This is a genomic window from Enterobacter sichuanensis, assembly GCF_002939185.1.
Lineage (GTDB): Bacteria > Pseudomonadota > Gammaproteobacteria > Enterobacterales > Enterobacteriaceae > Enterobacter > Enterobacter sichuanensis.
In genome coordinates this window covers 23,238-45,243 of the sequence record NZ_POVL01000013.1, presented here as the reverse complement: position 1 = coordinate 45,243, position 22,006 = coordinate 23,238, and the positions used below count along the sequence as shown (strand labels likewise).

20 protein-coding genes are annotated in these 22,006 nt (G+C 58.5%); 18 read left to right on the top strand and 2 right to left on the bottom strand.

Features of this window, described 5'->3' with window-relative positions; translation table 11 throughout:
• Positions 1-2: 2 nt before the first annotated feature.
• The 10 genes from nuoE (at position 3) to nuoN (ending at position 11,918) form a co-directional block, all read left to right on the top strand.
• Positions 3-503 carry an NADH-quinone oxidoreductase subunit NuoE gene (gene nuoE, locus C5687_RS08165; RefSeq protein ID WP_003861486.1) on the top strand — a complete coding sequence of 167 codons (501 nt, stop codon included), beginning with the start codon at positions 3-5 and terminating at the stop codon, positions 501-503.
• Positions 500-1,837, top strand: a complete 1,338-nt coding sequence (nuoF, locus tag C5687_RS08160; RefSeq protein ID WP_008500209.1) for an NADH-quinone oxidoreductase subunit NuoF — start codon at positions 500-502, stop codon at positions 1,835-1,837. The genes nuoE and nuoF overlap by 4 nt, the downstream gene beginning before the upstream one ends.
• A gap of 55 nt (positions 1,838-1,892) precedes the next feature.
• On the top strand, positions 1,893-4,616 hold the full coding sequence (gene nuoG / locus C5687_RS08155) for an NADH-quinone oxidoreductase subunit NuoG (protein ID WP_047959149.1): 2,724 nt from the start codon (positions 1,893-1,895) through the stop codon (positions 4,614-4,616).
• Positions 4,613-5,590, top strand: coding sequence for an NADH-quinone oxidoreductase subunit NuoH (gene nuoH, locus C5687_RS08150; RefSeq protein ID WP_008500211.1), 978 nt, complete (start codon positions 4,613-4,615; stop codon positions 5,588-5,590). The genes nuoG and nuoH overlap by 4 nt, the downstream gene beginning before the upstream one ends.
• Positions 5,591-5,603: 13 nt before the next feature.
• Positions 5,604-6,146, top strand: coding sequence for an NADH-quinone oxidoreductase subunit NuoI (nuoI, locus tag C5687_RS08145; protein ID WP_003861491.1), 543 nt, complete (start codon positions 5,604-5,606; stop codon positions 6,144-6,146).
• A gap of 10 nt (positions 6,147-6,156) precedes the next feature.
• A complete protein-coding gene (gene nuoJ, locus C5687_RS08140) occupies positions 6,157-6,711 on the top strand; it encodes an NADH-quinone oxidoreductase subunit J (RefSeq protein WP_008500212.1) in 555 nt (184 codons plus the stop codon).
• Positions 6,708-7,010 carry an NADH-quinone oxidoreductase subunit NuoK gene (gene nuoK / locus C5687_RS08135; protein WP_003861496.1) on the top strand — a complete coding sequence of 101 codons (303 nt, stop codon included), beginning with the start codon at positions 6,708-6,710 and terminating at the stop codon, positions 7,008-7,010. Before nuoJ ends, nuoK begins: the two co-directional genes overlap by 4 nt.
• The gene (nuoL, locus tag C5687_RS08130) at positions 7,007-8,848 is read left to right on the top strand and encodes an NADH-quinone oxidoreductase subunit L (protein WP_104556721.1); all 1,842 of its coding nucleotides are present in this window, start codon (positions 7,007-7,009) and stop codon (positions 8,846-8,848) included. Before nuoK ends, nuoL begins: the two co-directional genes overlap by 4 nt.
• Before the next feature lie 76 nt (positions 8,849-8,924).
• Positions 8,925-10,454 carry an NADH-quinone oxidoreductase subunit M gene (gene nuoM, locus C5687_RS08125; RefSeq protein ID WP_025757186.1) on the top strand — a complete coding sequence of 510 codons (1,530 nt, stop codon included), beginning with the start codon at positions 8,925-8,927 and terminating at the stop codon, positions 10,452-10,454.
• A gap of 6 nt (positions 10,455-10,460) precedes the next feature.
• Positions 10,461-11,918: an NADH-quinone oxidoreductase subunit NuoN gene (gene nuoN, locus C5687_RS08120; protein WP_023312531.1), complete on the top strand. Its 1,458-nt coding sequence runs from the start codon at positions 10,461-10,463 to the stop codon at positions 11,916-11,918.
• Between the two features lie 92 nt (positions 11,919-12,010).
• Here the strand turns inward: nuoN and C5687_RS08115 are convergent, their stop codons facing one another.
• On the bottom strand, positions 12,011-13,015 hold the full coding sequence (locus C5687_RS08115) for a chemotaxis protein (protein WP_045286087.1): 1,005 nt from the start codon (positions 13,013-13,015) through the stop codon (positions 12,011-12,013).
• A gap of 64 nt (positions 13,016-13,079) precedes the next feature.
• Positions 13,080-13,997, bottom strand: a complete 918-nt coding sequence (gene rbn / locus C5687_RS08110) for a ribonuclease BN (RefSeq protein WP_104556720.1) — start codon at positions 13,995-13,997, stop codon at positions 13,080-13,082.
• A gap of 71 nt (positions 13,998-14,068) precedes the next feature.
• On the opposite strand from rbn, the gene C5687_RS08105 reads away from it, so the two are divergent.
• From C5687_RS08105 to menE, 8 genes are all read left to right on the top strand, one after another.
• Positions 14,069-14,530, top strand: coding sequence for a GNAT family N-acetyltransferase (locus C5687_RS08105; RefSeq protein WP_025757189.1), 462 nt, complete (start codon positions 14,069-14,071; stop codon positions 14,528-14,530).
• 53 nt (positions 14,531-14,583) lie between these two features.
• Positions 14,584-14,889, top strand: coding sequence for a stress response protein ElaB (elaB, locus tag C5687_RS08100; protein WP_008500219.1), 306 nt, complete (start codon positions 14,584-14,586; stop codon positions 14,887-14,889).
• A gap of 84 nt (positions 14,890-14,973) precedes the next feature.
• Positions 14,974-16,269 carry an isochorismate synthase MenF gene (menF, locus tag C5687_RS08095; RefSeq protein WP_104556719.1) on the top strand — a complete coding sequence of 432 codons (1,296 nt, stop codon included), beginning with the start codon at positions 14,974-14,976 and terminating at the stop codon, positions 16,267-16,269.
• A gap of 88 nt (positions 16,270-16,357) precedes the next feature.
• Positions 16,358-18,028, top strand: coding sequence for a 2-succinyl-5-enolpyruvyl-6-hydroxy-3-cyclohexene-1-carboxylic-acid synthase (gene menD / locus C5687_RS08090; protein WP_095441334.1), 1,671 nt, complete (start codon positions 16,358-16,360; stop codon positions 18,026-18,028).
• Complete coding sequence (menH, locus tag C5687_RS08085) at positions 18,025-18,801, top strand: 2-succinyl-6-hydroxy-2,4-cyclohexadiene-1-carboxylate synthase (protein WP_095451875.1); 777 nt, start codon at positions 18,025-18,027, stop codon at positions 18,799-18,801. The genes menD and menH overlap by 4 nt, the downstream gene beginning before the upstream one ends.
• A complete protein-coding gene (gene menB / locus C5687_RS08080) occupies positions 18,798-19,655 on the top strand; it encodes a 1,4-dihydroxy-2-naphthoyl-CoA synthase (protein ID WP_047959144.1) in 858 nt (285 codons plus the stop codon). The genes menH and menB overlap by 4 nt, the downstream gene beginning before the upstream one ends.
• Entirely contained in the window at positions 19,655-20,620 is a 966-nt protein-coding gene (gene menC, locus C5687_RS08075) for an o-succinylbenzoate synthase (protein WP_104556718.1), read from the top strand. The genes menB and menC overlap by 1 nt, the downstream gene beginning before the upstream one ends.
• Positions 20,617-21,978 carry an o-succinylbenzoate--CoA ligase gene (menE, locus tag C5687_RS08070; protein ID WP_095451873.1) on the top strand — a complete coding sequence of 454 codons (1,362 nt, stop codon included), beginning with the start codon at positions 20,617-20,619 and terminating at the stop codon, positions 21,976-21,978. Before menC ends, menE begins: the two co-directional genes overlap by 4 nt.
• The last annotated feature ends 28 nt before the right edge of the window (positions 21,979-22,006 follow it).

Genomic DNA, 22,006 nt, shown 5'->3' with positions numbered 1-22,006 from the left:
TTATGCACGAGAATCAACAACCACAAACCGAGGCTTTTGAGCTGAGTGAAGCAGAGCGTGCCGCCATCGAGCACGAGATGCACCACTACGAAGACCCGCGTGCGGCGTCCATTGAAGCGCTGAAAATCGTACAGAAACAGCGTGGTTGGGTGCCGGATGGGGCGATCTATGCGATCGCAGAAGTGCTGGGTATTCCGGCAAGTGACGTAGAAGGCGTAGCCACGTTCTACAGCCAGATCTTCCGTCAGCCGGTAGGCCGCCATGTGATCCGCTACTGCGACAGCGTTGTCTGTCACATTACCGGTTATCAGGGCATTCAGGCTGCCATTGAGAAGAAACTCAATATCAAGCCGGGCCAGACCACCTTTGATGGTCGCTTTACTCTGCTGCCAACCTGCTGCCTGGGTAACTGCGACAAGGGGCCGACCATGATGATTGATGAGGACACTCACAGCCATCTGACGCCGGAAGCGATTCCTGACCTGCTGGAGCAGTACAAATGAAAACTGTAATTCGTACTGCTGAAACCCATCCGCTGACCTGGCGTCTGCGCGATGACAAACAGCCGGTATGGCTCGACGAATACCAGAGCAAAAACGGCTATGCCGGTGCGCGTAAAGCCCTCGGCGGCATGGCGCCGGACGACATCGTTAACGCGGTGAAAGAGTCGGGTCTGAAAGGCCGCGGCGGCGCGGGCTTCTCCACCGGTCTGAAGTGGAGCCTGATGCCGAAAGACGAATCCATGAACATCCGTTACCTGCTGTGTAACGCCGATGAAATGGAGCCGGGCACCTATAAAGACCGCCTGCTGATGGAACAGCTGCCGCACCTGCTGGTGGAAGGCATGCTGATCTCCGCGTTTGCGCTGAAAGCGTACCGTGGTTACATCTTCCTGCGCGGTGAGTACATCGAAGCAGCAGAAAACCTGCGTCGCGCGATTGCGGAAGCCACCGAAGCGGGCCTGCTTGGCAAAAACATTCTGGGCACTGGTTTTGACTTCGAGCTGTTCGTGCACACCGGTGCCGGGCGTTATATCTGCGGTGAAGAGACCGCGCTGATTAACTCCCTGGAAGGCCGCCGTGCGAACCCGCGTTCCAAGCCGCCATTCCCGGCAAGCTCCGGCGTGTGGGGTAAGCCGACCTGCGTAAACAACGTCGAAACCCTGTGTAACGTTCCGGCAATCCTCGCCAACGGCGTGGAGTGGTATCAGGGCATCTCCTCAAGCAAAGATGCTGGTACCAAGCTGATGGGCTTCTCCGGTCGCGTGAAAAATCCTGGCGTCTGGGAGCTGCCGTTCGGTACCACCGCACGTGAAATTCTTGAAGACTACGCCGGCGGTATGCGCGATGGCCTGAAATTCAAAGCCTGGCAGCCGGGTGGGGCAGGGACAGACTTCCTGACCGAAGCTCACCTTGACCTGCCGATGGAATTCGAAAGCATTGGTAAAGCAGGCAGCCGTCTGGGTACGGCGCTGGCGATGGCCGTCGACCACGAGATCGGCATGGTATCGCTGGTGCGCAACCTGGAAGAGTTCTTCGCCCGTGAGTCCTGCGGCTGGTGTACACCTTGCCGTGACGGTCTGCCGTGGAGCGTGAAGATCCTGCGTGCAATCGAACGTGGCGAAGGCCAGCCTGGCGATATCGAGACACTTGAGCAACTGTGTCGATTCTTAGGTCCGGGTAAAACCTTCTGTGCCCACGCACCAGGTGCTGTCGAACCGCTGCAGAGCGCGATTAAATATTTCCGCGACGAATTCGAAGCAGGCATCAAGCAGCCGTTCAGCAATACCCATGCGATTAATGGGATTCAGCCGAACCTGCTGAAAGCGCGCTGGTAACGACAAGAATTTTGATTAACGCTCGGTTTCGACTGAGCCAACTGGAAGCATGCTAATGGCTACGATTCATGTAGACGGCAAAGAATATGAGGTCAACGGGGCGGACAACCTGCTGGAAGCTTGTCTGTCGCTCGGCCTTGATATTCCGTATTTTTGCTGGCATCCGGCGCTGGGCAGCGTCGGTGCTTGCCGCCAGTGTGCGGTGAAGCAATATCAAAACGCGGAAGACACGCGTGGTCGCCTGGTGATGTCCTGTATGACGCCAGCCACCGAAGGCACCTTTATTTCGATTGATGACGAAGAAGCCAAACAGTTCCGCGAAAGCGTTGTGGAATGGTTGATGACCAACCACCCGCACGACTGTCCGGTCTGTGAAGAGGGCGGTAACTGCCACCTTCAGGATATGACCGTAATGACCGGTCACAGCTTCCGTCGCTATCGCTTTACCAAGCGTACCCACCGTAACCAGGATCTGGGGCCGTTCATCTCTCACGAAATGAACCGCTGCATCGCCTGCTACCGCTGCGTGCGTTACTACAAAGACTACGCAGACGGTCAGGATCTGGGCGTCTATGGTGCGCATGACAATGTTTACTTCGGTCGTCCGGAGGACGGGGTGCTTGAGAGCGAATTCTCCGGTAACCTGGTGGAAATCTGCCCGACCGGCGTGTTCACCGACAAAACCCACTCCGAGCGTTACAACCGTAAATGGGACATGCAGTTTGCGCCAAGCATCTGCCAGCAGTGTTCTCTGGGCTGTAACACCAGCCCGGGTGAGCGCTACGGCGAGCTGCGTCGTATCGAAAACCGTTACAACGGTACCGTTAACCACTACTTCCTGTGCGACCGCGGTCGTTTCGGCTATGGCTATGTGAACCTGAAAGACCGTCCGCGTCAGCCGGTTCAGCGCCGTGGCGATGACTTCATTACCCTGAACGCTGAACAGGCGATGCAGGGCGCGGCAGACATTCTGCGCCAGTCGAAGAAAGTGATCGGTATCGGCTCCCCGCGCGCCAGCATCGAAAGCAACTTCGCGCTGCGCGAGCTGGTGGGTGCGGAAAACTTCTATACCGGTATCGCCCAGGGCGAGCAGGAACGTCTGCAGCTGGTACTGAAAGTGCTGCGTGAAGGCGGTATTCATACCCCTGCGCTGCGTGAAATCGAATCCTATGATGCGGTCCTGGTGCTGGGTGAAGATCTGACGCAGACCGGCGCTCGTGCGGCTCTGGCGGTTCGTCAGGCGGTGAAAGGTAAAGCCCGTGAAATGGCAGCGGCACAGAAAGTGGCTGACTGGCAGATTGCGGCAATTCTCAACATCGGCCAGCGCGCGAAGCATCCTCTGTTTGTGACGAACGTAGACAATACCCGTCTGGACGATATCGCGGCGTGGACCTACTGCGCACCGGTTGAAGATCAGGCGCGTCTTGGCTTTGCCATTGCCCACGCGCTGGACAGCAACTCCCCAGCCGTTGAACTGGATCGTGACCTGCAAAACAAGGTCGATGTGATTGTTCAGGCGCTGGCGGGTGCGAAGAAACCTCTGATTATTTCCGGGACTAACGCCGGAAGCGCCGAGATCATTCAGGCTGCAGCGAACGTTGCCAAAGCCCTGAAAGGCCGCGGTGCCGACGTTGGCGTAACCATGATTGCCCGTGCGGTAAACAGCATCGGTCTGGGTATGATTGGCGGCGGCTCGCTGGAAGAAGCGTTAAGCGAACTGGAATCCGGTGCCGCTGACGCCGTTGTGGTGCTGGAAAACGATCTGCATCGCCACGCTTCTGCCGCACGCGTAGACGCCGCGCTCTCCAAAGCGCCACTGGTGATGGTTATCGACCATCAGCGCACCGCGATTATGGATAAAGCGCACCTGGTGCTCTCTGCGGCAAGCTTCGCAGAAAGCGACGGTACCGTTATCAACAACGAAGGCCGCGCGCAGCGTTTCTTCCAGGTTTACGACCCGGCATATTACGACAGCAACACCGTGATGCTGGAAAGCTGGCGCTGGCTGCACTCCCTGCACAGCACCGTGCAGAGCCGTGAAGTGGACTGGACGCAGCTTGACCACGTTATCGACGCGGTGGTGGAAAAACTGCCTCAGCTGGCAGGCATTAAGGATGCTGCACCTGAAGCAAGCTTCCGTATTCGCGGCCAGAAACTGGCGCGTGAACCGCACCGTTACAGCGGTCGTACCGCAATGCGTGCCAATATCAGCGTACACGAACCGCGCCAGCCGCAGGATAAAGACACCATGTTCGCCTTCTCAATGGAAGGGAACAACCAGCCGTCTGCGCCGCGTTCACAGATCCCATTCGCATGGGCGCCGGGCTGGAACTCCCCGCAGGCATGGAACAAGTTCCAGGCTGAAGTGGGCGGTTCGCTGCGCCACGGTGACCCGGGCGTGCGTCTGATTGAAGCCTCTGAAACCGGTCTGGACTTCTTCACCACCGTGCCGGCGAGCTTCCAGGCGCAGGACGGTAGCTGGCGTATCGCGCCTTACTACCATCTGTTCGGTAGTGACGAGCTGTCCCAGCGTTCACCGGTCTTCCAGACCCGTATGCCGCAGCCGTACATCAAGCTCAACCCGGCGGACGCCGCGAAGCTTGGCGTCAACGCGGGTGCGAACATTGCCTTTAGCTACGACGGCCAGACCATCAGCCTGCCGCTGATTATCTCTGAAAGTCTGACAGCAGGGCAGGTGGGTCTGCCGATGGGTATGCCTGGCATCGCGCCGGTTCTGGCGGGTGCGCGTCTTGATAATCTGCAGGAGGCAAAAGCATGAGTTGGTTAACGCCGGATCTTATCGACATCCTGCTGAGCATTCTGAAAGCGATTGTTATCCTGCTGGTGGTGGTCACCTGCGGCGCGTTCATGAGCTTTGGTGAACGTCGTCTGCTCGGTCTGTTCCAGAACCGTTATGGACCAAACCGCGTGGGCTGGGGTGGTTCACTCCAGCTGGTCGCGGACATGATCAAGATGTTCTTTAAAGAGGACTGGATCCCGCGCTTCTCGGACCGCGTGATCTTTACTCTGGCACCGATGATCGCCTTCACCTCGCTGCTGCTGGCGTTTGCTATCGTTCCGGTCAGCCCGACCTGGGTGGTGGCTGACCTGAACATCGGCATTCTGTTCTTCCTGATGATGGCAGGCCTCGCGGTTTACGCGGTGCTGTTCGCAGGCTGGTCCAGTAACAACAAATACTCGCTGCTGGGTGCGATGCGTGCGTCTGCGCAGACGCTGAGCTACGAAGTGTTCCTGGGTCTCTCCCTGATGGGCGTGGTGGCGCAGGCCGGTTCATTCAACATGACCGACATCGTCAACAACCAGGCCGACATCTGGAACGTTATCCCGCAGTTCTTTGGGTTTATTACCTTTGCTATCGCGGGCGTGGCGGTGTGTCACCGTCACCCGTTTGACCAGCCAGAAGCCGAACAGGAACTGGCCGACGGTTACCACATTGAATATTCCGGTATGAAATTCGGTCTGTTCTTCGTGGGCGAATACATCGGTATCGTCACCATTTCCGCGTTGATGGTAACGCTGTTCTTTGGTGGCTGGCATGGCCCGTTCTTACCGCCGTTCATCTGGTTCGCGCTGAAAACCGCGTTCTTCATGATGATGTTCATTTTGATTCGCGCAGCGTTACCGCGTCCGCGTTATGACCAGGTAATGTCCTTCGGCTGGAAAGTGTGCCTGCCGCTGACGCTCGTCAACTTGTTGGTAACGGCGGCTGTCATTCTCTGGCAGCAGCCATAAGGGGCTATAGACCATGACCTTAAAAGAATTACTGGTAGGCTTCGGCACTCAGGTACGCAGTATCTGGATGATCGGCCTGCACGCGTTTGCCAAACGCGAAACCCGGATGTACCCGGAAGAGCCGGTATATCTGCCGCCGCGCTACCGTGGCCGTATCGTGCTGACGCGCGACCCGGACGGTTCCGAGCGCTGCGTTGCCTGTAACCTGTGTGCGGTAGCGTGTCCGGTAGGCTGTATCTCTCTGCAGAAAGCAGAGACGGTAGATGGCCGCTGGTACCCTGAGTTCTTCCGCATCAACTTCTCACGCTGCATCTTCTGCGGTCTGTGTGAAGAAGCGTGCCCAACCACGGCGATTCAGCTGACTCCAGACTTTGAACTGGGTGAGTATAAGCGTCAGGACCTGGTGTACGAGAAAGAGGATCTGCTGATTTCCGGTCCGGGCAAATACCCGGAATATAACTTCTACCGGATGGCGGGTATGGCAATCGACGGCAAAGATAAGGGCGAAGCAGAGAACGAAGCTAAGCCTATCGACGTCAAGAGCCTGTTACCGTAAGGAGAGGGCAATGGAATTCGCTTTTTATATCTGTGGCCTTATCGCCATCCTGGCTACGCTGCGAGTGATTACGCACACCAATCCGGTGCATGCGCTGCTGTACTTAATCATTTCGCTGCTGGCCATTTCCGGGGTGTTCTTTGCGCTGGGCGCGCACTTCGCCGGTGCGCTGGAAATCATCGTCTACGCCGGGGCCATCATGGTGCTGTTCGTGTTCGTGGTGATGATGCTGAACCTGGGCGGCTCTGAAATTGAGCAGGAACGTCAGTGGTTAAAACCGCAGGTATGGATTGGCCCGGCAATTCTGTCGGCCATCATGCTGGTGGTGATTGTATACGCCATTCTCGGCGTCAACGATCAGGGCATCGACGGTACGCCGATCGGCGCTAAAGAGGTCGGTATTACGCTCTTTGGCCCATACGTTCTGGCGGTTGAACTGGCCTCCATGCTGCTGCTGGCAGGTCTGGTTGTTGCCTTCCACGTTGGCCGCGAAGAGCGTGCTGGCGAGGTGCTGAGCAACCGCACTGACGACCGCGCGAAAAGAAAAACGGAGGAGCGCGCATGATCCCCTTAACACATGGACTGATCCTCGCTGCGATTTTATTCGTTCTGGGTCTGACGGGTCTGGTTATCCGCCGCAATCTGCTGTTTATGCTGATCGGTCTGGAAATCATGATTAACGCCTCTGCGCTGGCCTTCGTGGTCGCCGGAAGCTACTGGGGCCAGACCGATGGTCAGGTGATGTACATTCTCGCCATCAGCCTTGCGGCTGCTGAAGCGAGTATTGGCCTGGCGCTGTTGCTGCAGCTCCATCGTCGCCGCCAGAATCTGAACATCGATTCAGTAAGTGAGTTGCGTGGATGAACATGCTTGCCTTAACCATTATTTTTCCGCTGATTGGCTTCGTGCTGCTGGCGTTTTCTCGCGGCCGCTGGTCTGAGAATCTGTCTGCGACCGTCGGCATGGGCTCTGTTGGTCTGGCCGCGCTGGTGACAGCGTATGCGGGTATCGACTTCTTTAACAACGGGCGTCAGCCCTTCAGCGTGCCGCTGTGGACCTGGATGTCGGTCGGTGATTTCAACATCGGTTTCAACCTGGTGCTGGATGGTCTCTCGCTGACCATGCTCTCCGTGGTCACCGGCGTCGGCTTCCTGATCCACATGTTTGCCTCCTGGTATATGCGCGGTGAAGAGGGGTACTCCCGCTTCTTCGCCTACACCAACCTGTTTATCGCCAGCATGGTGGTTCTGGTGCTGGCCGATAACCTGCTGCTGATGTATCTGGGCTGGGAAGGCGTGGGCCTGTGCTCATATCTGCTGATCGGTTTCTACTACACCGATCCGAAGAATGGCGCAGCGGCCATGAAAGCGTTCGTCGTGACCCGTGTGGGTGACGTCTTCCTCGCGTTCGCGCTGTTCATTCTCTATAACGAACTGGGCACGCTGAACTTCCGCGAGATGGTGGAACTGGCGCCGGCGCACTTCGCTGCAGGCAACAACATGCTGTGGTGGGCAACGCTGATGCTGCTGGGTGGTGCTGTGGGTAAATCCGCACAGCTGCCGTTGCAGACATGGCTGGCCGACGCGATGGCGGGTCCAACCCCTGTCTCCGCGCTGATCCACGCTGCGACCATGGTCACCGCCGGTGTCTACCTGATTGCACGTACCCATGGCCTGTTCCTGATGACCCCGGAAATTCTGCATCTGGTGGGGATCGTCGGTGCGGTCACGCTGGTGCTGGCAGGCTTTGCCGCGCTGGTGCAGACCGACATCAAACGCGTTCTTGCATACTCCACTATGAGCCAGATTGGTTACATGTTCCTGGCGCTGGGCGTTCAGGCGTGGGACGCGGCGATTTTCCACCTGATGACGCACGCGTTCTTTAAAGCGCTGCTGTTCCTCTCATCCGGTTCCGTCATTCTGGCCTGCCATCACGAGCAGAACATCTTCAAGATGGGCGGACTGCGTAAGTCCATCCCGCTGGTTTATGTCTGCTTCCTGGTGGGCGGCGCGGCGCTGGCGGCACTGCCGCTGATCACCGCGGGCTTCTTCAGTAAGGACGAAATCCTTGCGGGTGCCATGGCGAATGGTCATATCAATCTGATGGTTGCGGGTCTGGTCGGCGCGTTCATGACTTCCCTGTATACCTTCCGTATGATTTTCATCGTATTCCACGGTAAAGAACAAATTCACGCTCACGCAGGGAAGGGGATTACCCACCACCTGCCGCTGATTGTGCTGCTGGTCCTGTCCACCTTCGTTGGCGCGATGATTGTTCCGCCGCTGCAGGGCGTACTGCCAGACACCACCGAGCTTGAGCATGGTCGCGTTCTGACGCTTGAAATCACCTCCGGTGTGGTCGCTATTGCGGGCATCCTGATCGCTGCATGGCTGTGGCTGGGCAAACGTACGCTGGTGACTTCCGTTGCCAACAGTGCGCCGGGCCGTCTGCTGGGCACCTGGTGGTACAACGCGTGGGGCTTCGACTGGCTGTACGACATGATCTTCGTTAAGCCGTTCCTGGGCATTGCGTGGCTGCTGAAGCGCGACCCACTGAACAGCCTGATGAATATCCCGGCGATCCTCTCCCGCTTTGCAGGTAAAGGCCTGCTGTACAGCGAGAACGGTTACCTGCGCTGGTATGTGGCGTCCATGAGCATCGGTGCGGTTGTCGTGCTGGCGCTGCTGATGGTGTTGCGTTGATCGTTAAGTGAATTTTATTCGAATTCGTTGAAAATCAGGCCCCTGCTGGGGGCCTTAAAAAGGAATGTAAATCGCCATGTTACTACCCTGGCTAATATTAATTCCCTTCATCGGCGGCTTCCTGTGCTGGCAGACTGAACGCTTTGGCGTGAAGATGCCGCGCTGGATCGCGCTGATCACCATGGGATTGACGCTCGCGCTTGGTCTGCAACTCTGGTTGCAGGGTGGCTACTCTCTGACCCAGTCTGCGGGCATTCCGCAGTGGCAGTCTGAGTTTATCCTGCCGTGGATCCCACGTTTCGGCATTACGATCCACCTGGCGATTGACGGTCTGTCGCTGCTGATGGTGGTGCTGACCGGTCTGCTCGGCGTTCTGGCGGTACTCTGCTCCTGGCGTGAAATCGAAAAATACCAGGGCTTCTTCCACCTGAACCTGATGTGGATTCTGGGCGGCGTTATCGGCGTGTTCCTGGCCATCGACATGTTCCTGTTCTTCTTCTTCTGGGAGATGATGCTGGTGCCGATGTACTTCCTGATCGCGCTGTGGGGCCATAAGGCGTCCGACGGTAAAACGCGTATCACGGCGGCCACCAAGTTCTTCATCTATACCCAGGCGAGTGGTCTGGTGATGCTGATTGCCATTCTGGCGCTGGTGTTTGTGCACCACAATGCGACCGGTGTCTGGACCTTCAACTACGAAGAGCTGCTGAAGACTCCGATGTCGCACGGCGTGGAATACCTGCTGATGCTGGGCTTCTTCATCGCCTTCGCGGTGAAAATGCCGGTGGTTCCTCTGCACGGCTGGCTGCCAGACGCGCACTCTCAGGCACCAACGGCGGGTTCCGTTGACCTGGCGGGCATCTTGCTGAAAACCGCGGCCTACGGCCTGCTGCGTTTCGCACTGCCGCTGTTCCCGAACGCCTCCGCTGAGTTCGCACCGATTGCCATGTGGCTGGGTGTGATCGGTATCTTCTACGGTGCCTGGATGGCGTTTACGCAGTACGACATCAAACGTCTGATTGCCTACACCTCCGTCTCCCACATGGGCTTCGTGCTGATTGCTATCTACACCGGCAGCCAGCTGGCGTACCAGGGCGCGGTGATCCAGATGATTGCGCACGGCCTGTCCGCAGCCGGTCTCTTCATCCTGTGTGGCCAGCTGTACGAACGTCTGCACACTCGCGACATGCGTATGATGGGCGGCCTGTGGAGCAAAATTAAATGGCTGCCAGCGCTGTCCATGTTCTTCGCAGTAGCCACCCTGGGGATGCCAGGCACCGGTAACTTCGTCGGCGAATTTATGATTCTGTTTGGCAGCTTCAAAGTGGTACCGGTGATTACCGTGATCTCCACCTTTGGTCTGGTGTTCGCTTCCGTGTACTCGCTGGCGATGCTGCACCGCGCTTACTTCGGTAAAGCGAAGAGCGAAATTGCTGCACAAGAACTGCCGGGGATGTCGCTGCGTGAGCTGTTCATCATCCTGCTGCTGGTCGTACTGCTGGTGCTGCTGGGCTTCTTCCCGCAGCCGATTCTGGATACCTCGCATAGCGCGATGGGTAACATCCAGCAGTGGTTTGTTAATTCTGCTTCTACTACAAGGCCGTAATTCGCCATGACAATAACTCCACAACAACTGATCGCGCTGCTACCGCTGCTGATCGTCGGATTGACGGTGGTGGTTGTGATGCTCTCCATTGCGTGGCGACGCAATCACTTCCTGAATGCCACGCTGTCGGTCATCGGCCTGAACGCCGCGTTAGTCTCTCTCTGGTTTGTTGGCCAGGGTGGGGCGATGGACGTCACCCCGCTGATGCGCGTTGACGGTTACGCTATGCTGTATACCGGTCTGGTTCTGCTGGCGAGCCTGGCAACCTGTACCTTTGCGTACCCGTGGCTTGAAGGCTACAACGACAACAAAGAAGAGTTTTACCTGCTGGTTCTGATTGCCGCACTGGGCGGCATTCTGCTGGCGAACGCGAACCACCTGGCTGCGCTGTTCCTCGGCATTGAGCTGATCTCTCTGCCGCTGTTCGGTCTGATTGGTTACGCCTTCCGTCAGAAGCGCTCGCTGGAAGCAAGCATCAAGTACACCATCCTGTCTGCGGCGGCATCCTCGTTCCTGCTGTTTGGTATTGCGCTGCTGTACGCACAGTCCGGTAATCTCTCCTTCATGGCGCTCGGCAAGAGCCTCGGCGACGGCATGCTGCATGAGCCGCTGCTGCTGGCGGGTCTGGGCATGATGATTGTTGGCCTTGGCTTCAAACTCTCTCTGGTTCCGTTCCACCTCTGGACGCCAGACGTCTACCAGGGTGCGCCAGCGCCGGTGTCTACCTTCCTGGCGACGGCGAGCAAAATCGCTATCTTCGGGGTGGTGATGCGTCTGTTCCTGTACGCACCGGTGGGTGACAGCGAAGCGGTTCGCGTGGTGCTGGGCATCATCGCGTTCGTCTCCATCATCTTCGGTAACCTGATGGCGCTGAGCCAGACCAACATCAAACGTCTGCTGGGTTACTCCTCGATCTCGCATCTGGGCTACCTGATGGTGGCGCTGATTGCGCTGCAGAGCGGTGAGATGTCGATGGAAACCGTGGGCGTCTATCTGGCCGGTTATCTGTTCAGCAGCCTCGGCGCGTTCGGCGTGGTGAGCCTGATGTCCAGCCCGTACCGTGGCCCGGATGCCGATTCACTGTTCTCCTACCGTGGTCTGTTCTGGCACCGTCCGATCCTGTCCGCGGTGATGACGGTGATGATGCTCTCTCTGGCGGGTATCCCGATGACGCTGGGCTTTATTGGTAAGTTCTACGTGCTGGCTGTCGGTGTGCAGGCGCATCTGTGGTGGCTGACCGCGGGCGTGGTGATCGGCTCTGCGATTGGTCTGTACTACTACCTGCGTGTGGCCGTGAGTCTGTACCTGAGTGCACCTCAGCAGCTCAACCGTGACGCCCCAACCAACTGGCAGTACAGCGCCGGCGGTATTGTGGTCCTCATCTCCGCACTGCTGGTACTGATCTTCGGTATCTATCCGCAGCCGCTGATTGATATCGTGCAGCGAGCGATGCCGCTGATGTAAAAGCAAAAAACCCGCCGAGGCGGGTTTTTTTATGGTTTTCTCCCTCTCCCCGTGGGAGAGGGCCGGGCTGAGGGCACCAGCCCGCACCAGATTTAAGCCAGCTGTTTCCTGCTAATCAATGGCCCGTCAATCTTCTTCATCGAGCGGTCCAGCACTTCCTCAATCACCGATGACAGCTCGTTCAGCTCAAACTTCGCCACATAACCGTCCGCCTTCACCTTACGAATATGATCTTCGTTGGCGTTGCCGGAAAGGGAGGAGTGGATCACCACCGGAATATCTTTCAGCAGCGGGTCGGTTTTGATTTTACGCGTCAGCGTAAAACCGTCCATCTCCGGCATTTCGAGGTCGGTCAGTACCAGGGCAATCTTATCGGTAATCGGCACTCCTTCCGCCTGCGCCTGTGCCGCCAGGACGCCAATTTTCTCCCACGCGTCTTTACCGGTGATATGCAACTGCGCCGGAATTTCCATTGCCTGCAGACCCTTCTCCAGCATGGAGCGCGCCACTTTGGAATCTTCCGCGACAATCGCGACAGCGCCCGGCTTAATATGGAATTTGGTGGTCTTCAGATTGGTGGCATGAAGATCGTGGTTGGCCGGCGTGATGTCATACAGGATCTGCTCAACGTCCAGCACCATCGCCAGTTCGTTGGTATCCGTCTTCTCGTCAAGACACGCAATACTGGTGATGTAACGCCCGCTGACGGCGGTTTCCGCGGCGTGCACCTGCTTCCAGTCCAGACGCATGATGTTCTCAACCGATTCCACGGCGAACGCCTGCACGCTACGTGCATATTCGGTGATCAGCAGAATGTTCAGCCCGGTAGTGGGCTTACAGCCCGCCACGGCGGCCAGGTCAATCACCGGGATCACCTGATCGCGAATATTCACCATTCCCATCAGCGGTGATTTCATTCCTGCGGGTTTCGTGAACTCCGGCATCGGCACAATTTCACGCAGTTTAAAGACGTTAATGCCAAACAGCTCAGATTTATTTTCGTTAAGAGAAGTGCCGAGACGGAACAGCAACAGTTCAAAACGGTTCGACAGGGTCAGATTCGCCCTGTCATCAATATCTTTCTGGAAATTATCCATTCTACCCTCGAGAGAAATGCTGACCTTTTAATCGTTATCGGCATCCTGAGAGAAAAATGAAGGACTAAACGCTGACCTGAGCGAAATCTTCGGCCAGCTCACATTCCGGGAACAGCGCGCGACACTCTGCCAGCAGGCCTGCACACCCCCGTGCGTCGTAACGTGAGCTGACATGGGTGATGATGAGCCTGCCGACCCCTGCGTCACGGGCAAGCTGCGCCGCCTGTCGCGTTGAGCTATGGCCCCGGCTGTTGGCTTTTTCTTCCATCGCCGTTTCAAGCGTGGCTTCATGCACCATCACGTCCACGCCCTGCGCCAGGGTTAACGCTGCCGGGCAAGGGGCCGTGTCGCCAAAAATCGCCAGTTTTTTGCCGGGCTGCGGGGCGGCGAGATAATCCTGACCGTTGATGACGCGCCCATCCTCCAGCGTGACGGTCTCTCCGTGCTTCAGGCGCTGGAACAGCGGCCCGGGTTTGACGCCATCGGCCATTAGTGCGGCGGCATCCAGCGCGCCGGGTTTGTCATGCGCTTCAATGCGGTAGCCGTAGCACGCCACAGGATGATTGAGCGGGTGGGCGGTGACGTGATAATCCCCGTCATCGAAAACCAGACCGTCGCCAATCTCAACGATTTCCAGCGGATAATCCGTCCACGACCCGCTCAGGCGCAGCGTGGTTTCAACAAATTCACGCACACCCGCAGGCCCGTAAATCGTCAGCGGGTTGGCATTGCCGGCCATGGAGCGACTGCACAGCAGCCCGGGCAGGCCAAAAAGATGGTCGCCATGCAGGTGTGTGATAAAGATTTTATCCAGCTTGCCAGGGTGATAAGCGGTGCGTAACAGCTGATGCTGCGTCCCTTCGCCACAGTCAAACAGCCACAGCCCACCGCGGGTAGGATGTTTGAGATCCAGCAGAATCGCCGTCACATTTCGTGAGCGGGTTGGCACGCCAGCGGACGTACCCAGAAAAATCAGTTCCATAACGCAATCAGCCCTTTGCCGAACGGGGAGGGGTTTAGTATAACGTGATGAACCCCAGGAAGGAGACTGACATGATCCAGTGGCAAGATTTACACCATAGTGAACTCACCGTTAATGCGCTGTATGCCCTGCTTAAACTGCGCTGTGAAGTGTTTGTGGTCGAACAGACCTGCCCGTATCAGGACATCGATGGCGATGATCTGGTTGGCGAGAACCGCCATATCCTCGGCTGGCGCGATAACGAGCTGGTGGCGTATGCGAGGATTCTGAAAAGCGAAGATGATATCGAGCCCGTGGTCATTGGCCGCGTCATCATCAGCGGTAGCGCGCGCGGTGAAAAACTGGGCTATCAACTGATGGAAAAAACGCTGGCAGCGTGCCAGAAACAGTGGCCAGACAAGGCGTTATACCTGGGGGCGCAGGCGCACCTTCAACCCTTCTATGGCCACTTTGGTTTCGTGCCGGTTACTGAAGTCTACGACGAAGATGGCATTCCCCACATTGGTATGGCGCGGGAAGCGAAGCAGGCGTAATGGCGAGTCGTTGGCTATAGTTAGCGGACTGGTGTACTAACATGGAGAAAAATATGTCATTTCAATCCTGGGATACCCGTATCGATGACGATCTGGCCTTACTGAGTGAAACGCTGGAAGAGGTGTTACGTTCCTCGGGCGACCCTGCCGATCAGAAATATATTGAGCTTAAAGCCCGTGCCGAACAGGCGCTGCATGAGGTTAAAAATCGCGTCAGCCATGCATCGGATACCTATTACTACCGCGCCAAAAAAGCGGTGTATCGTGCCGATGATTACGTGCATGAAAAACCGTGGCAGGGTATTGGCGTCGGGGCCGCCGTAGGGCTGGTACTCGGTCTGCTGTTAGCCCGCCGTTAGGCCGCTTAACCACTCCCTATACGTGGGTACTGATATTTATGATGGTACCCCGTATACTAAGCGTTTTCACAGGGAGAGGTTCGCGTGCATTCGATTTCCACCGCGCTGGAACGTCTGCGTACTCAGCTTGCGCAAGCGTTACCCGCTATACCCGGTTTACGTCATTTCGACGTCTCTTTCCCGTTAAACGACGCTTTCGATCCGCTCGCCTGGCTGGGCGCGCAGCAGTGCTATCCTCAGTTTTACTGGCAACAGCGTAACGGCGATGAAGAGCTGGCAGCGCTGGGGGCGGTTACCCGGTTTTCCTCTCTGACAGAAGCCTCGCAGTTTTTACGCGCGCAGCACGCGGCAGGTGATACCCGCATTTGCGGCCTTAATGCGTTTAACCCGGAGCAGGGCAGTCTCTTTCTACCGCGCCTGCTCTGGCGACGTAGCGCGGGTCACGCCACGCTGCGCCTGCAGCTGTGGAGCGACAGTTCGCTGCAGGACGATGCCCTGGCCGCACGGGATTTCTTACAGCAGCTCCGTCCTGCAAAGCCTGTCCGCCCGCTCTCCGTTCAGGTTGAGCACGAAGCCCATCAGCCGCAACAGCCCGAATGGCTGAGGCTGGTCCGCAAAGCGACAGACACCATCGCACGCGGTGATTTTGAAAAGGTTGTCCTCGCCCGCGCTACCGACCTGCAGTTTACACAGCGCGTTAATCCCGTTGCGCTGATGGCGGCCAGCCGCGCCCTGAATTTAAATTGCTATCATTTCTGCATGGTATTCGACGCCAGCAACTCCTTTCTCGGCTCAACGCCCGAACGTCTCTGGCGGCGGCGCGGCAAGCTGCTGCGCACGGAAGCCCTGGCGGGTACGGTCGCCAGCCATCCCGATGATAAGCAGGCGCAGCGCCTGGGGGAGTGGCTGCTGAATGATGATAAAAACCAGCGTGAAAATATGCTGGTCGTGGAAGATATTTGCCAGCGCCTTCAGCGCCATACGCAGACCCTTGAAGTACTGCCGCCTCAGGTGGTGCGCCTGCGTAAAGTGCAGCATTTGCGCCGCTGTATCTGGACCGAGCTAAAACAGGCCGATGATGAGCAGTGTCTGCACATGCTGCAGCCAACGGCGGCCGTTGCCGGATTACCGCGACAGCCAGCGCGCGAGTTTATCCAGAAGGTGGAGCCTTTTAACCGCGAGTGGTACGCCGGTTCGGCCGGGTATTTATCGCCTGACCAGAGTGAGTTCTGCGTGGCGCTGCGCTCCGCCCGCGTCCAGGAGGACTCCCTGCGTCTCTACGCCGGCGCCGGGATTGTCAGCGGGTCTGACCCGGAGCAGGAGTGGCAGGAGATTGAAAACAAAGCCGCCGGATTGCGCTCTCTGCTACTAAGGGATTAATACAGATTCGCGCAATCCCGATTCATATCAAAATTCCAGTTTTTTCTATTATTTATACTGTGTCGTATTCTTGATACCGGACAATCTCATGTCAGTAAGTTCTTTTAACCGACGCTGGGCGGCGGTGATCCTTGAAGCCCTGACGCGCCATGGCGTCAGGCACGTGTGTATTGCACCGGGTTCTCGCTCAACGCCGCTGACGCTGGCGGCTGCCGAAAACCGGGCCTTGATTCATCACACCCACTTCGATGAACGCGGCCTCGGCCATCTGGCGCTGGGTCTGGCGAAAGCCAGCAAAGAACCTGTGGCGGTGATTGTCACCTCCGGTACCGCGGTGGCAAACCTCTATCCGGCACTGATTGAAGCCGGGTTAACCGGTGAAAAGCTGATCCTGCTCACCGCCGACCGCCCTCCCGAACTTATCGACTGCGGCGCCAACCAGGCGATTCGTCAGCCGGGGCTCTTTTCTTCTCATCCTTCGCAGACGATATCGCTTCCTCGCCCCACTCAGGATATTCCGGCAAGCTGGCTGGTCTCTACCGTCGATCATGCCATGGAGACGTTGCGCGGCGGAGCGTTGCATATCAACTGCCCGTTTGCCGAGCCGTTGTACGGTGAAATGGACGACACGGGGCTTGAATGGCAGCATTCCCTGGGTAGCTGGTGGGAGAGTGAGAAACCGTGGCTGCGCGAGCAGACGCATCTTGAAAGCGCAAAACAGCGGGACTGGTTCTTCTGGCGGCAGAAGCGCGGCGTGGTCGTCGCCGGGCGTATGAGCGCCGCGGAAGGCAAGCTGGTGGCCGAATGGGCGCAAACGCTCGGCTGGCCGCTGATTGGCGACGTGCTTTCCCAGACCGGTCAGCCGCTGCCGTGCGCCGACCTCTGGCTGGGTAATGCGAAAGCGGTCACCGAGCTGTCGCAGGCGCAGATTGTGGTCCAGCTTGGATCGAGTTTAACCGGCAAACGGTTACTGCAGTGGCAGGCGACCTGCACGCCCGAAGAGTACTGGCTGGTGGACGCGCTGGAAGGGCGGCTCGACCCGGCGCACCATCGTGGTCGTCGTCTGGTCAGCAGTATCGAAACCTGGCTGACGCTCCATCCGGCTGAAAAACGTAAACCCTGGGCGGTTGCCATCCCGGAACTCTCGCGCCAGGCGTGGGAACGAACAACGGCGCATTGTGAGGCATTTAGCGAAGCCGGGCTGGCGCACCGTATTCACCAGCTCCTGCCTGAACAGGGGCAACTGTTTGTCGGCAACAGCCTGGTCGTGCGTTTGATTGACGCCTTTTCACAGTTGCCAGCTGGCTACCCGGTGTACAGCAACCGTGGTGCCAGCGGCATCGACGGGCTTATTTCGACAGCGGCGGGCGTGCAGCGAGCCAGCGCGAAATCGACGCTGGCCATCGTGGGCGATCTCTCCGCGCTCTACGATCTCAATGCGCTGGCGCTACTGCGTCAGGCGTCCGCCCCGTTCGTGCTGATGGTGGTAAACAACAACGGCGGGCAAATTTTCTCCCTGTTGCCCACGCCGCAGACCGAGCGCGAGCGATTCTATCTGATGCCGCAGAACGTGCAGTTCGAACACGCCGCAGCGATGTTCAGCCTGAAATATCATCGTCCGGAAAGCTGGGAGCAGCTGGGGGCCGCGCTAGCGACCGCCTGGAAACAGCCGGGTGCGACGCTGATTGAGCTGGTGGTGAACGAGGCTGACGGTGCGCAGGCGCTGCAAAGCCTGCTGGCGCAGGTGAGCCAGCTGTGATCCTCCGGGCGGTACAGCAGGCCGGTAAGCCAGGCTACCCCTGGTTGGTTTTTCTGCACGGCTTTTCCGGCGACAGCCGCGAGTGGCAGAAGGTGGGTGAAAAACTCAGCGACTACCCCCGGCTGTATCTCGATCTGCCGGGGCACGGCGGATCCCGGCAGGTTGGCGTGGCGGGGTTCGAAGATATGAGCACATTACTCACCCGAACTTTAGTTAGTTACAACATACTTAACTTCTGGCTCATCGGGTACTCCCTCGGCGGCCGCATTGCGATGTTCCACGCCTGCCAGCAGCCAAAGGGGGTGCTGGGCCTGATAGTTGAAGGCGGGCATCCGGGCCTGCAGGATGCCGAAGCGCGTCATACGCGCCTGGCATCGGACCGCAACTGGGCGAGACGTTTTCGCACCGAACCGCTGGATAAGGTATTCACTGACTGGTATCAACAGCCCGTTTTTGCCACCCTGACGGACACTCAGCGCGATGCGCTGATTACCTTGCGCAGCCAGAACAGCGGCGTGGCGCTGGCGATGATGCTCGAGGCGACGTCGCTGGCGGTGCAGCCCGATTTACGCGCCGCGCTTAGCGCACGCGATTTCGCTTTTGATTATCTCTGTGGCGAACGCGATGAGAAGTTTGCGGCCCTTGCCGCTGAACTGAACGCCGTTCGCCATCTCATTCCAAACGCCGGACACAACGCCCATCGGGAAAACCCCGAAGCGGTGAGCGCGAGTCTGGCTCAGATACTGCGTCTTCGAATAAAGGACACTCTATGATCTATCCTGATGAAAACATGCTCTATGCACCGGTTGAATGGCAAGACTGCTCCGAAGGCTATACCGACATTCGTTACCACAAATCCACCGACGGCATTGCCAAAATCACCATTAACCGTCCGCAGGTGCGTAACGCCTTCCGTCCGCTGACCGTTAAAGAGATGATTCAGGCCCTGGCGGATGCGCGCTACGACGACAATATCGGCGTGATTATCCTGACCGGCGAAGGGGATAAGGCGTTCTGCTCCGGCGGCGATCAGAAAGTACGCGGTGACTACGGCGGATACCAGGACGATGCGGGCACGCACCACCTGAACGTGCTCGATTTCCAGCGTCAGATCCGCACCTGTCCAAAACCGGTGGTGGCGATGGTGGCGGGTTACTCCATCGGTGGCGGTCACGTGCTGCACATGATGTGTGACCTGACGATTGCCGCAGAGAACGCCATCTTCGGCCAGACCGGTCCGAAAGTGGGATCCTTCGACGGCGGCTGGGGCGCCTCCTATATGGCACGCATCGTCGGGCAGAAAAAAGCCCGCGAAATCTGGTTCCTGTGCCGTCAGTACAATGCCCGGGAAGCACTGGATATGGGGCTGGTCAATACCGTGGTCCCGATTGCCGACCTTGAAAAAGAGACCGTCCGCTGGTGTCGCGAAATGCTGCAAAACAGCCCCATGGCGCTGCGTTGCCTGAAAGCGGCCCTCAACGCCGACTGTGACGGCCAGGCAGGCCTGCAGGAGCTGGCGGGCAACGCCACCATGCTGTTCTACATGACCGAAGAGGGTCAGGAAGGGCGCAACGCGTTTAACGAAAAACGCCAGCCAGACTTCAGCAAATTCAAACGGAACCCGTAATGCGTCGCGCGCAGGTTTACCGCTGGCAGATACCGATGGACGCGGGTGTGGTGCTGCGTGAACGGCGGTTAAAAACCCGTGACGGCGTTTTCGTGCATCTGCAGCAGGGCGAGCGGGAAGGCTGGGGCGAGGTGTCGCCGCTGCCGGGCTTTAGTCTGGAGTCGCTGGAGGAAGCGCAGGCCGCGCTGGTGGCCTGGGCGGATGCCTGGCGCGAGGGGGCCAATCCACCGCTGCCGGACGTGCCTTCCGCCGCCTTTGGCATCAGCTGCGCGCTGGCGGAGCTCGACGGTAGCCTGCCGGAAGCGGTCGATTATCGCGCGGCGCCGCTCTGCACGGGCGATCCGGACGAACTCTTCGCGTTGCTCTCCGCCATGCCGGGTGAGACGGTCGCAAAAATCAAAGTCGGCCTCTACGAAGCGGTACGCGACGGCATGGTGGCCAACCTGCTGCTGGAAGCGATCCCCGACCTTCGTCTGCGTCTGGATGCGAACCGCGCCTGGACGCCGCTGAAGGCGCAGCAGTTTGCAAAGTACGTCAACCCGGCATACCGCAGCCGCATTGCCTTTCTGGAAGAGCCGTGTAAAACCCGCGACGATTCGCGCGCGTTTGCCCGCGAAACGGGGATTGCCATCGCCTGGGATGAAAGCCTGCGCGAAGCGGATTTTGCCTTCGTTGCCGAGCCCGGCGTCAGCGCAGTGGTGATAAAACCGACCCTGACCGGCAGTCTGGCGAAGGTGCGCGAGCAGGTTGCAGCCGCGCACGCCGCAGGGCTGACGGCGGTGATCAGCTCCTCTATAGAATCCAGCCTTGGGCTGACGCAGCTGGCGCGTATTGCCGCCTGGTTAACGCCGGACACGGTGCCTGGCCTCGACACGCTGAACCTGATGCAGGCTCAGCTTATCCGCACGTGGCCGGGCAGTACGCTGCCGTGCCTGAATTCCGGGGCGCTGGAGCCGTTGTTATGAGTTTTGCCGACTGGCCCTGGCGTCACTGGTGCGTGCAGTTTGCGGATAAACCGGCCCTGAGACTGAACGACGAGGTGCTTACCTGGCAACAGCTGTGCGTCCGCGTCGACCGTCTCGCGGCGGGGTTTCACCAGCAGGGCGTGGTGGAGGGCGACGGCGTGCTGCTGCTGGCCCATAACCATCCGCAGACCCTGCTGGCGTGGCTGGCGCTGCTCCAGTGCGGCGCGCGTATTCTTCCCGTTAACCCGCAACTGCCGCGCCCGCTGCTGGAGGTGTTACTCCCGCAGATGACGCTGCGCTTTGCGCTGGTGCTGGACGGCAGCTATGACGCTCTTCCTGCCCTGAGCATGCGCGATCGTGAAGGGGAACACCGCGTCGCGTGGCAACCGGCACGGCTGGCGTCCATGACGCTCACCTCAGGCTCCACCGGGCTGCCAAAAGCGGCGGTCCATACCTGCGCGGCCCATCTTGCCAGCGCGCGCGGCGTACTGTCGCTGATGCCCTACGGCGGTGACGATGACTGGCTGCTTTCGCTGCCGCTGTTTCATGTCTCCGGCCAGGGAATTTTATGGCGCTGGCTGCAGGCGGGGGCGCGGTTAACCGTGCGCGAGAAACAGCCTCTGGAGCAGGCTTTGCGCGGCTGCACGCACGCCTCGCTGGTGCCAACCCAGCTCTGGCGTCTTCTGAATACCGACAGCCACATTGCCCTGAAAGCGGTTTTGCTTGGCGGAGCGGCGATTCCGGTGGCGTTAACGCAACAGGCGCGGGAGCAGGGGATCCGCAGCTTCTGCGGTTACGGCCTGACCGAGTTTGCCTCTACCGTCTGCGCGAAAGAGGCGGACGGCGAGCCGGACGTAGGCTCTGCGCTACCGGGCAGAGAGGTGCAGATCGTGAACGGCGAGGTCTGGATCAAGGCGCACAGCATGGCCTCAGGCTACTGGCGGGACGGTGCGTTAATTCCGCTGACCAACGCGCAGGGATGGTTCGCCACCCGCGATCGCGGTGAATGGCATGACGGCCGCCTGACGATTCTGGGCCGTATGGACAACCTCTTTTTTAGTGGCGGAGAAGGGATCCAGCCAGAAAGCCTTGAGCGGGTTATCGCAACACACCCGCAGATTAATCAGGTGTTTATCGTCCCGCTGGACGACGCCGAATTTGGTCAACGTCCGGTGGCGGTGGTGGAGTGTGAACCGGGAACGGATATCGCCTGTTTTCCTGACTGGGTCAGGGATAAGCTGGCGCGGTTTGAGCAACCCATCCGCTGGCTGCTGCTGCCGACCGAGCTCAAAAATGGCGGCATCAAAGTCTCCCGTCGCGCGCTGCAGCAGTGGGTCAATGCATCACTTAAGGGATAAGCGCCGTTTCAAATAGTGACAATCTTTC

Excerpts from the sequence above, each read along its gene's own strand:
- nuoE (WP_003861486.1), top strand. The coding sequence starts at position 3 with ATGCACGAGAATCAACAACCACAAACCGAGGCTTTTGAGCTGAGTGAA.
- nuoF (WP_008500209.1), top strand. The coding sequence starts at position 500 with ATGAAAACTGTAATTCGTACTGCTGAAACCCATCCGCTGACCTGGCGT.
- nuoG (WP_047959149.1), top strand. The coding sequence starts at position 1,893 with ATGGCTACGATTCATGTAGACGGCAAAGAATATGAGGTCAACGGGGCG.
- nuoH (WP_008500211.1), top strand. The coding sequence starts at position 4,613 with ATGAGTTGGTTAACGCCGGATCTTATCGACATCCTGCTGAGCATTCTG.
- nuoI (WP_003861491.1), top strand. The coding sequence starts at position 5,604 with ATGACCTTAAAAGAATTACTGGTAGGCTTCGGCACTCAGGTACGCAGT.
- nuoJ (WP_008500212.1), top strand. The coding sequence starts at position 6,157 with ATGGAATTCGCTTTTTATATCTGTGGCCTTATCGCCATCCTGGCTACG.
- nuoK (WP_003861496.1), top strand. The coding sequence starts at position 6,708 with ATGATCCCCTTAACACATGGACTGATCCTCGCTGCGATTTTATTCGTT.
- nuoL (WP_104556721.1), top strand. The coding sequence starts at position 7,007 with ATGAACATGCTTGCCTTAACCATTATTTTTCCGCTGATTGGCTTCGTG.
- nuoM (WP_025757186.1), top strand. The coding sequence starts at position 8,925 with ATGTTACTACCCTGGCTAATATTAATTCCCTTCATCGGCGGCTTCCTG.
- nuoN (WP_023312531.1), top strand. The coding sequence starts at position 10,461 with ATGACAATAACTCCACAACAACTGATCGCGCTGCTACCGCTGCTGATC.
- C5687_RS08115 (WP_045286087.1), bottom strand. The coding sequence starts at position 13,015 with ATGGATAATTTCCAGAAAGATATTGATGACAGGGCGAATCTGACCCTG.
- rbn (WP_104556720.1), bottom strand. The coding sequence starts at position 13,997 with ATGGAACTGATTTTTCTGGGTACGTCCGCTGGCGTGCCAACCCGCTCA.
- C5687_RS08105 (WP_025757189.1), top strand. The coding sequence starts at position 14,069 with ATGATCCAGTGGCAAGATTTACACCATAGTGAACTCACCGTTAATGCG.
- elaB (WP_008500219.1), top strand. The coding sequence starts at position 14,584 with ATGTCATTTCAATCCTGGGATACCCGTATCGATGACGATCTGGCCTTA.
- menD (WP_095441334.1), top strand. The coding sequence starts at position 16,358 with ATGTCAGTAAGTTCTTTTAACCGACGCTGGGCGGCGGTGATCCTTGAA.
- menB (WP_047959144.1), top strand. The coding sequence starts at position 18,798 with ATGATCTATCCTGATGAAAACATGCTCTATGCACCGGTTGAATGGCAA.
- menC (WP_104556718.1), top strand. The coding sequence starts at position 19,655 with ATGCGTCGCGCGCAGGTTTACCGCTGGCAGATACCGATGGACGCGGGT.
- menE (WP_095451873.1), top strand. The coding sequence starts at position 20,617 with ATGAGTTTTGCCGACTGGCCCTGGCGTCACTGGTGCGTGCAGTTTGCG.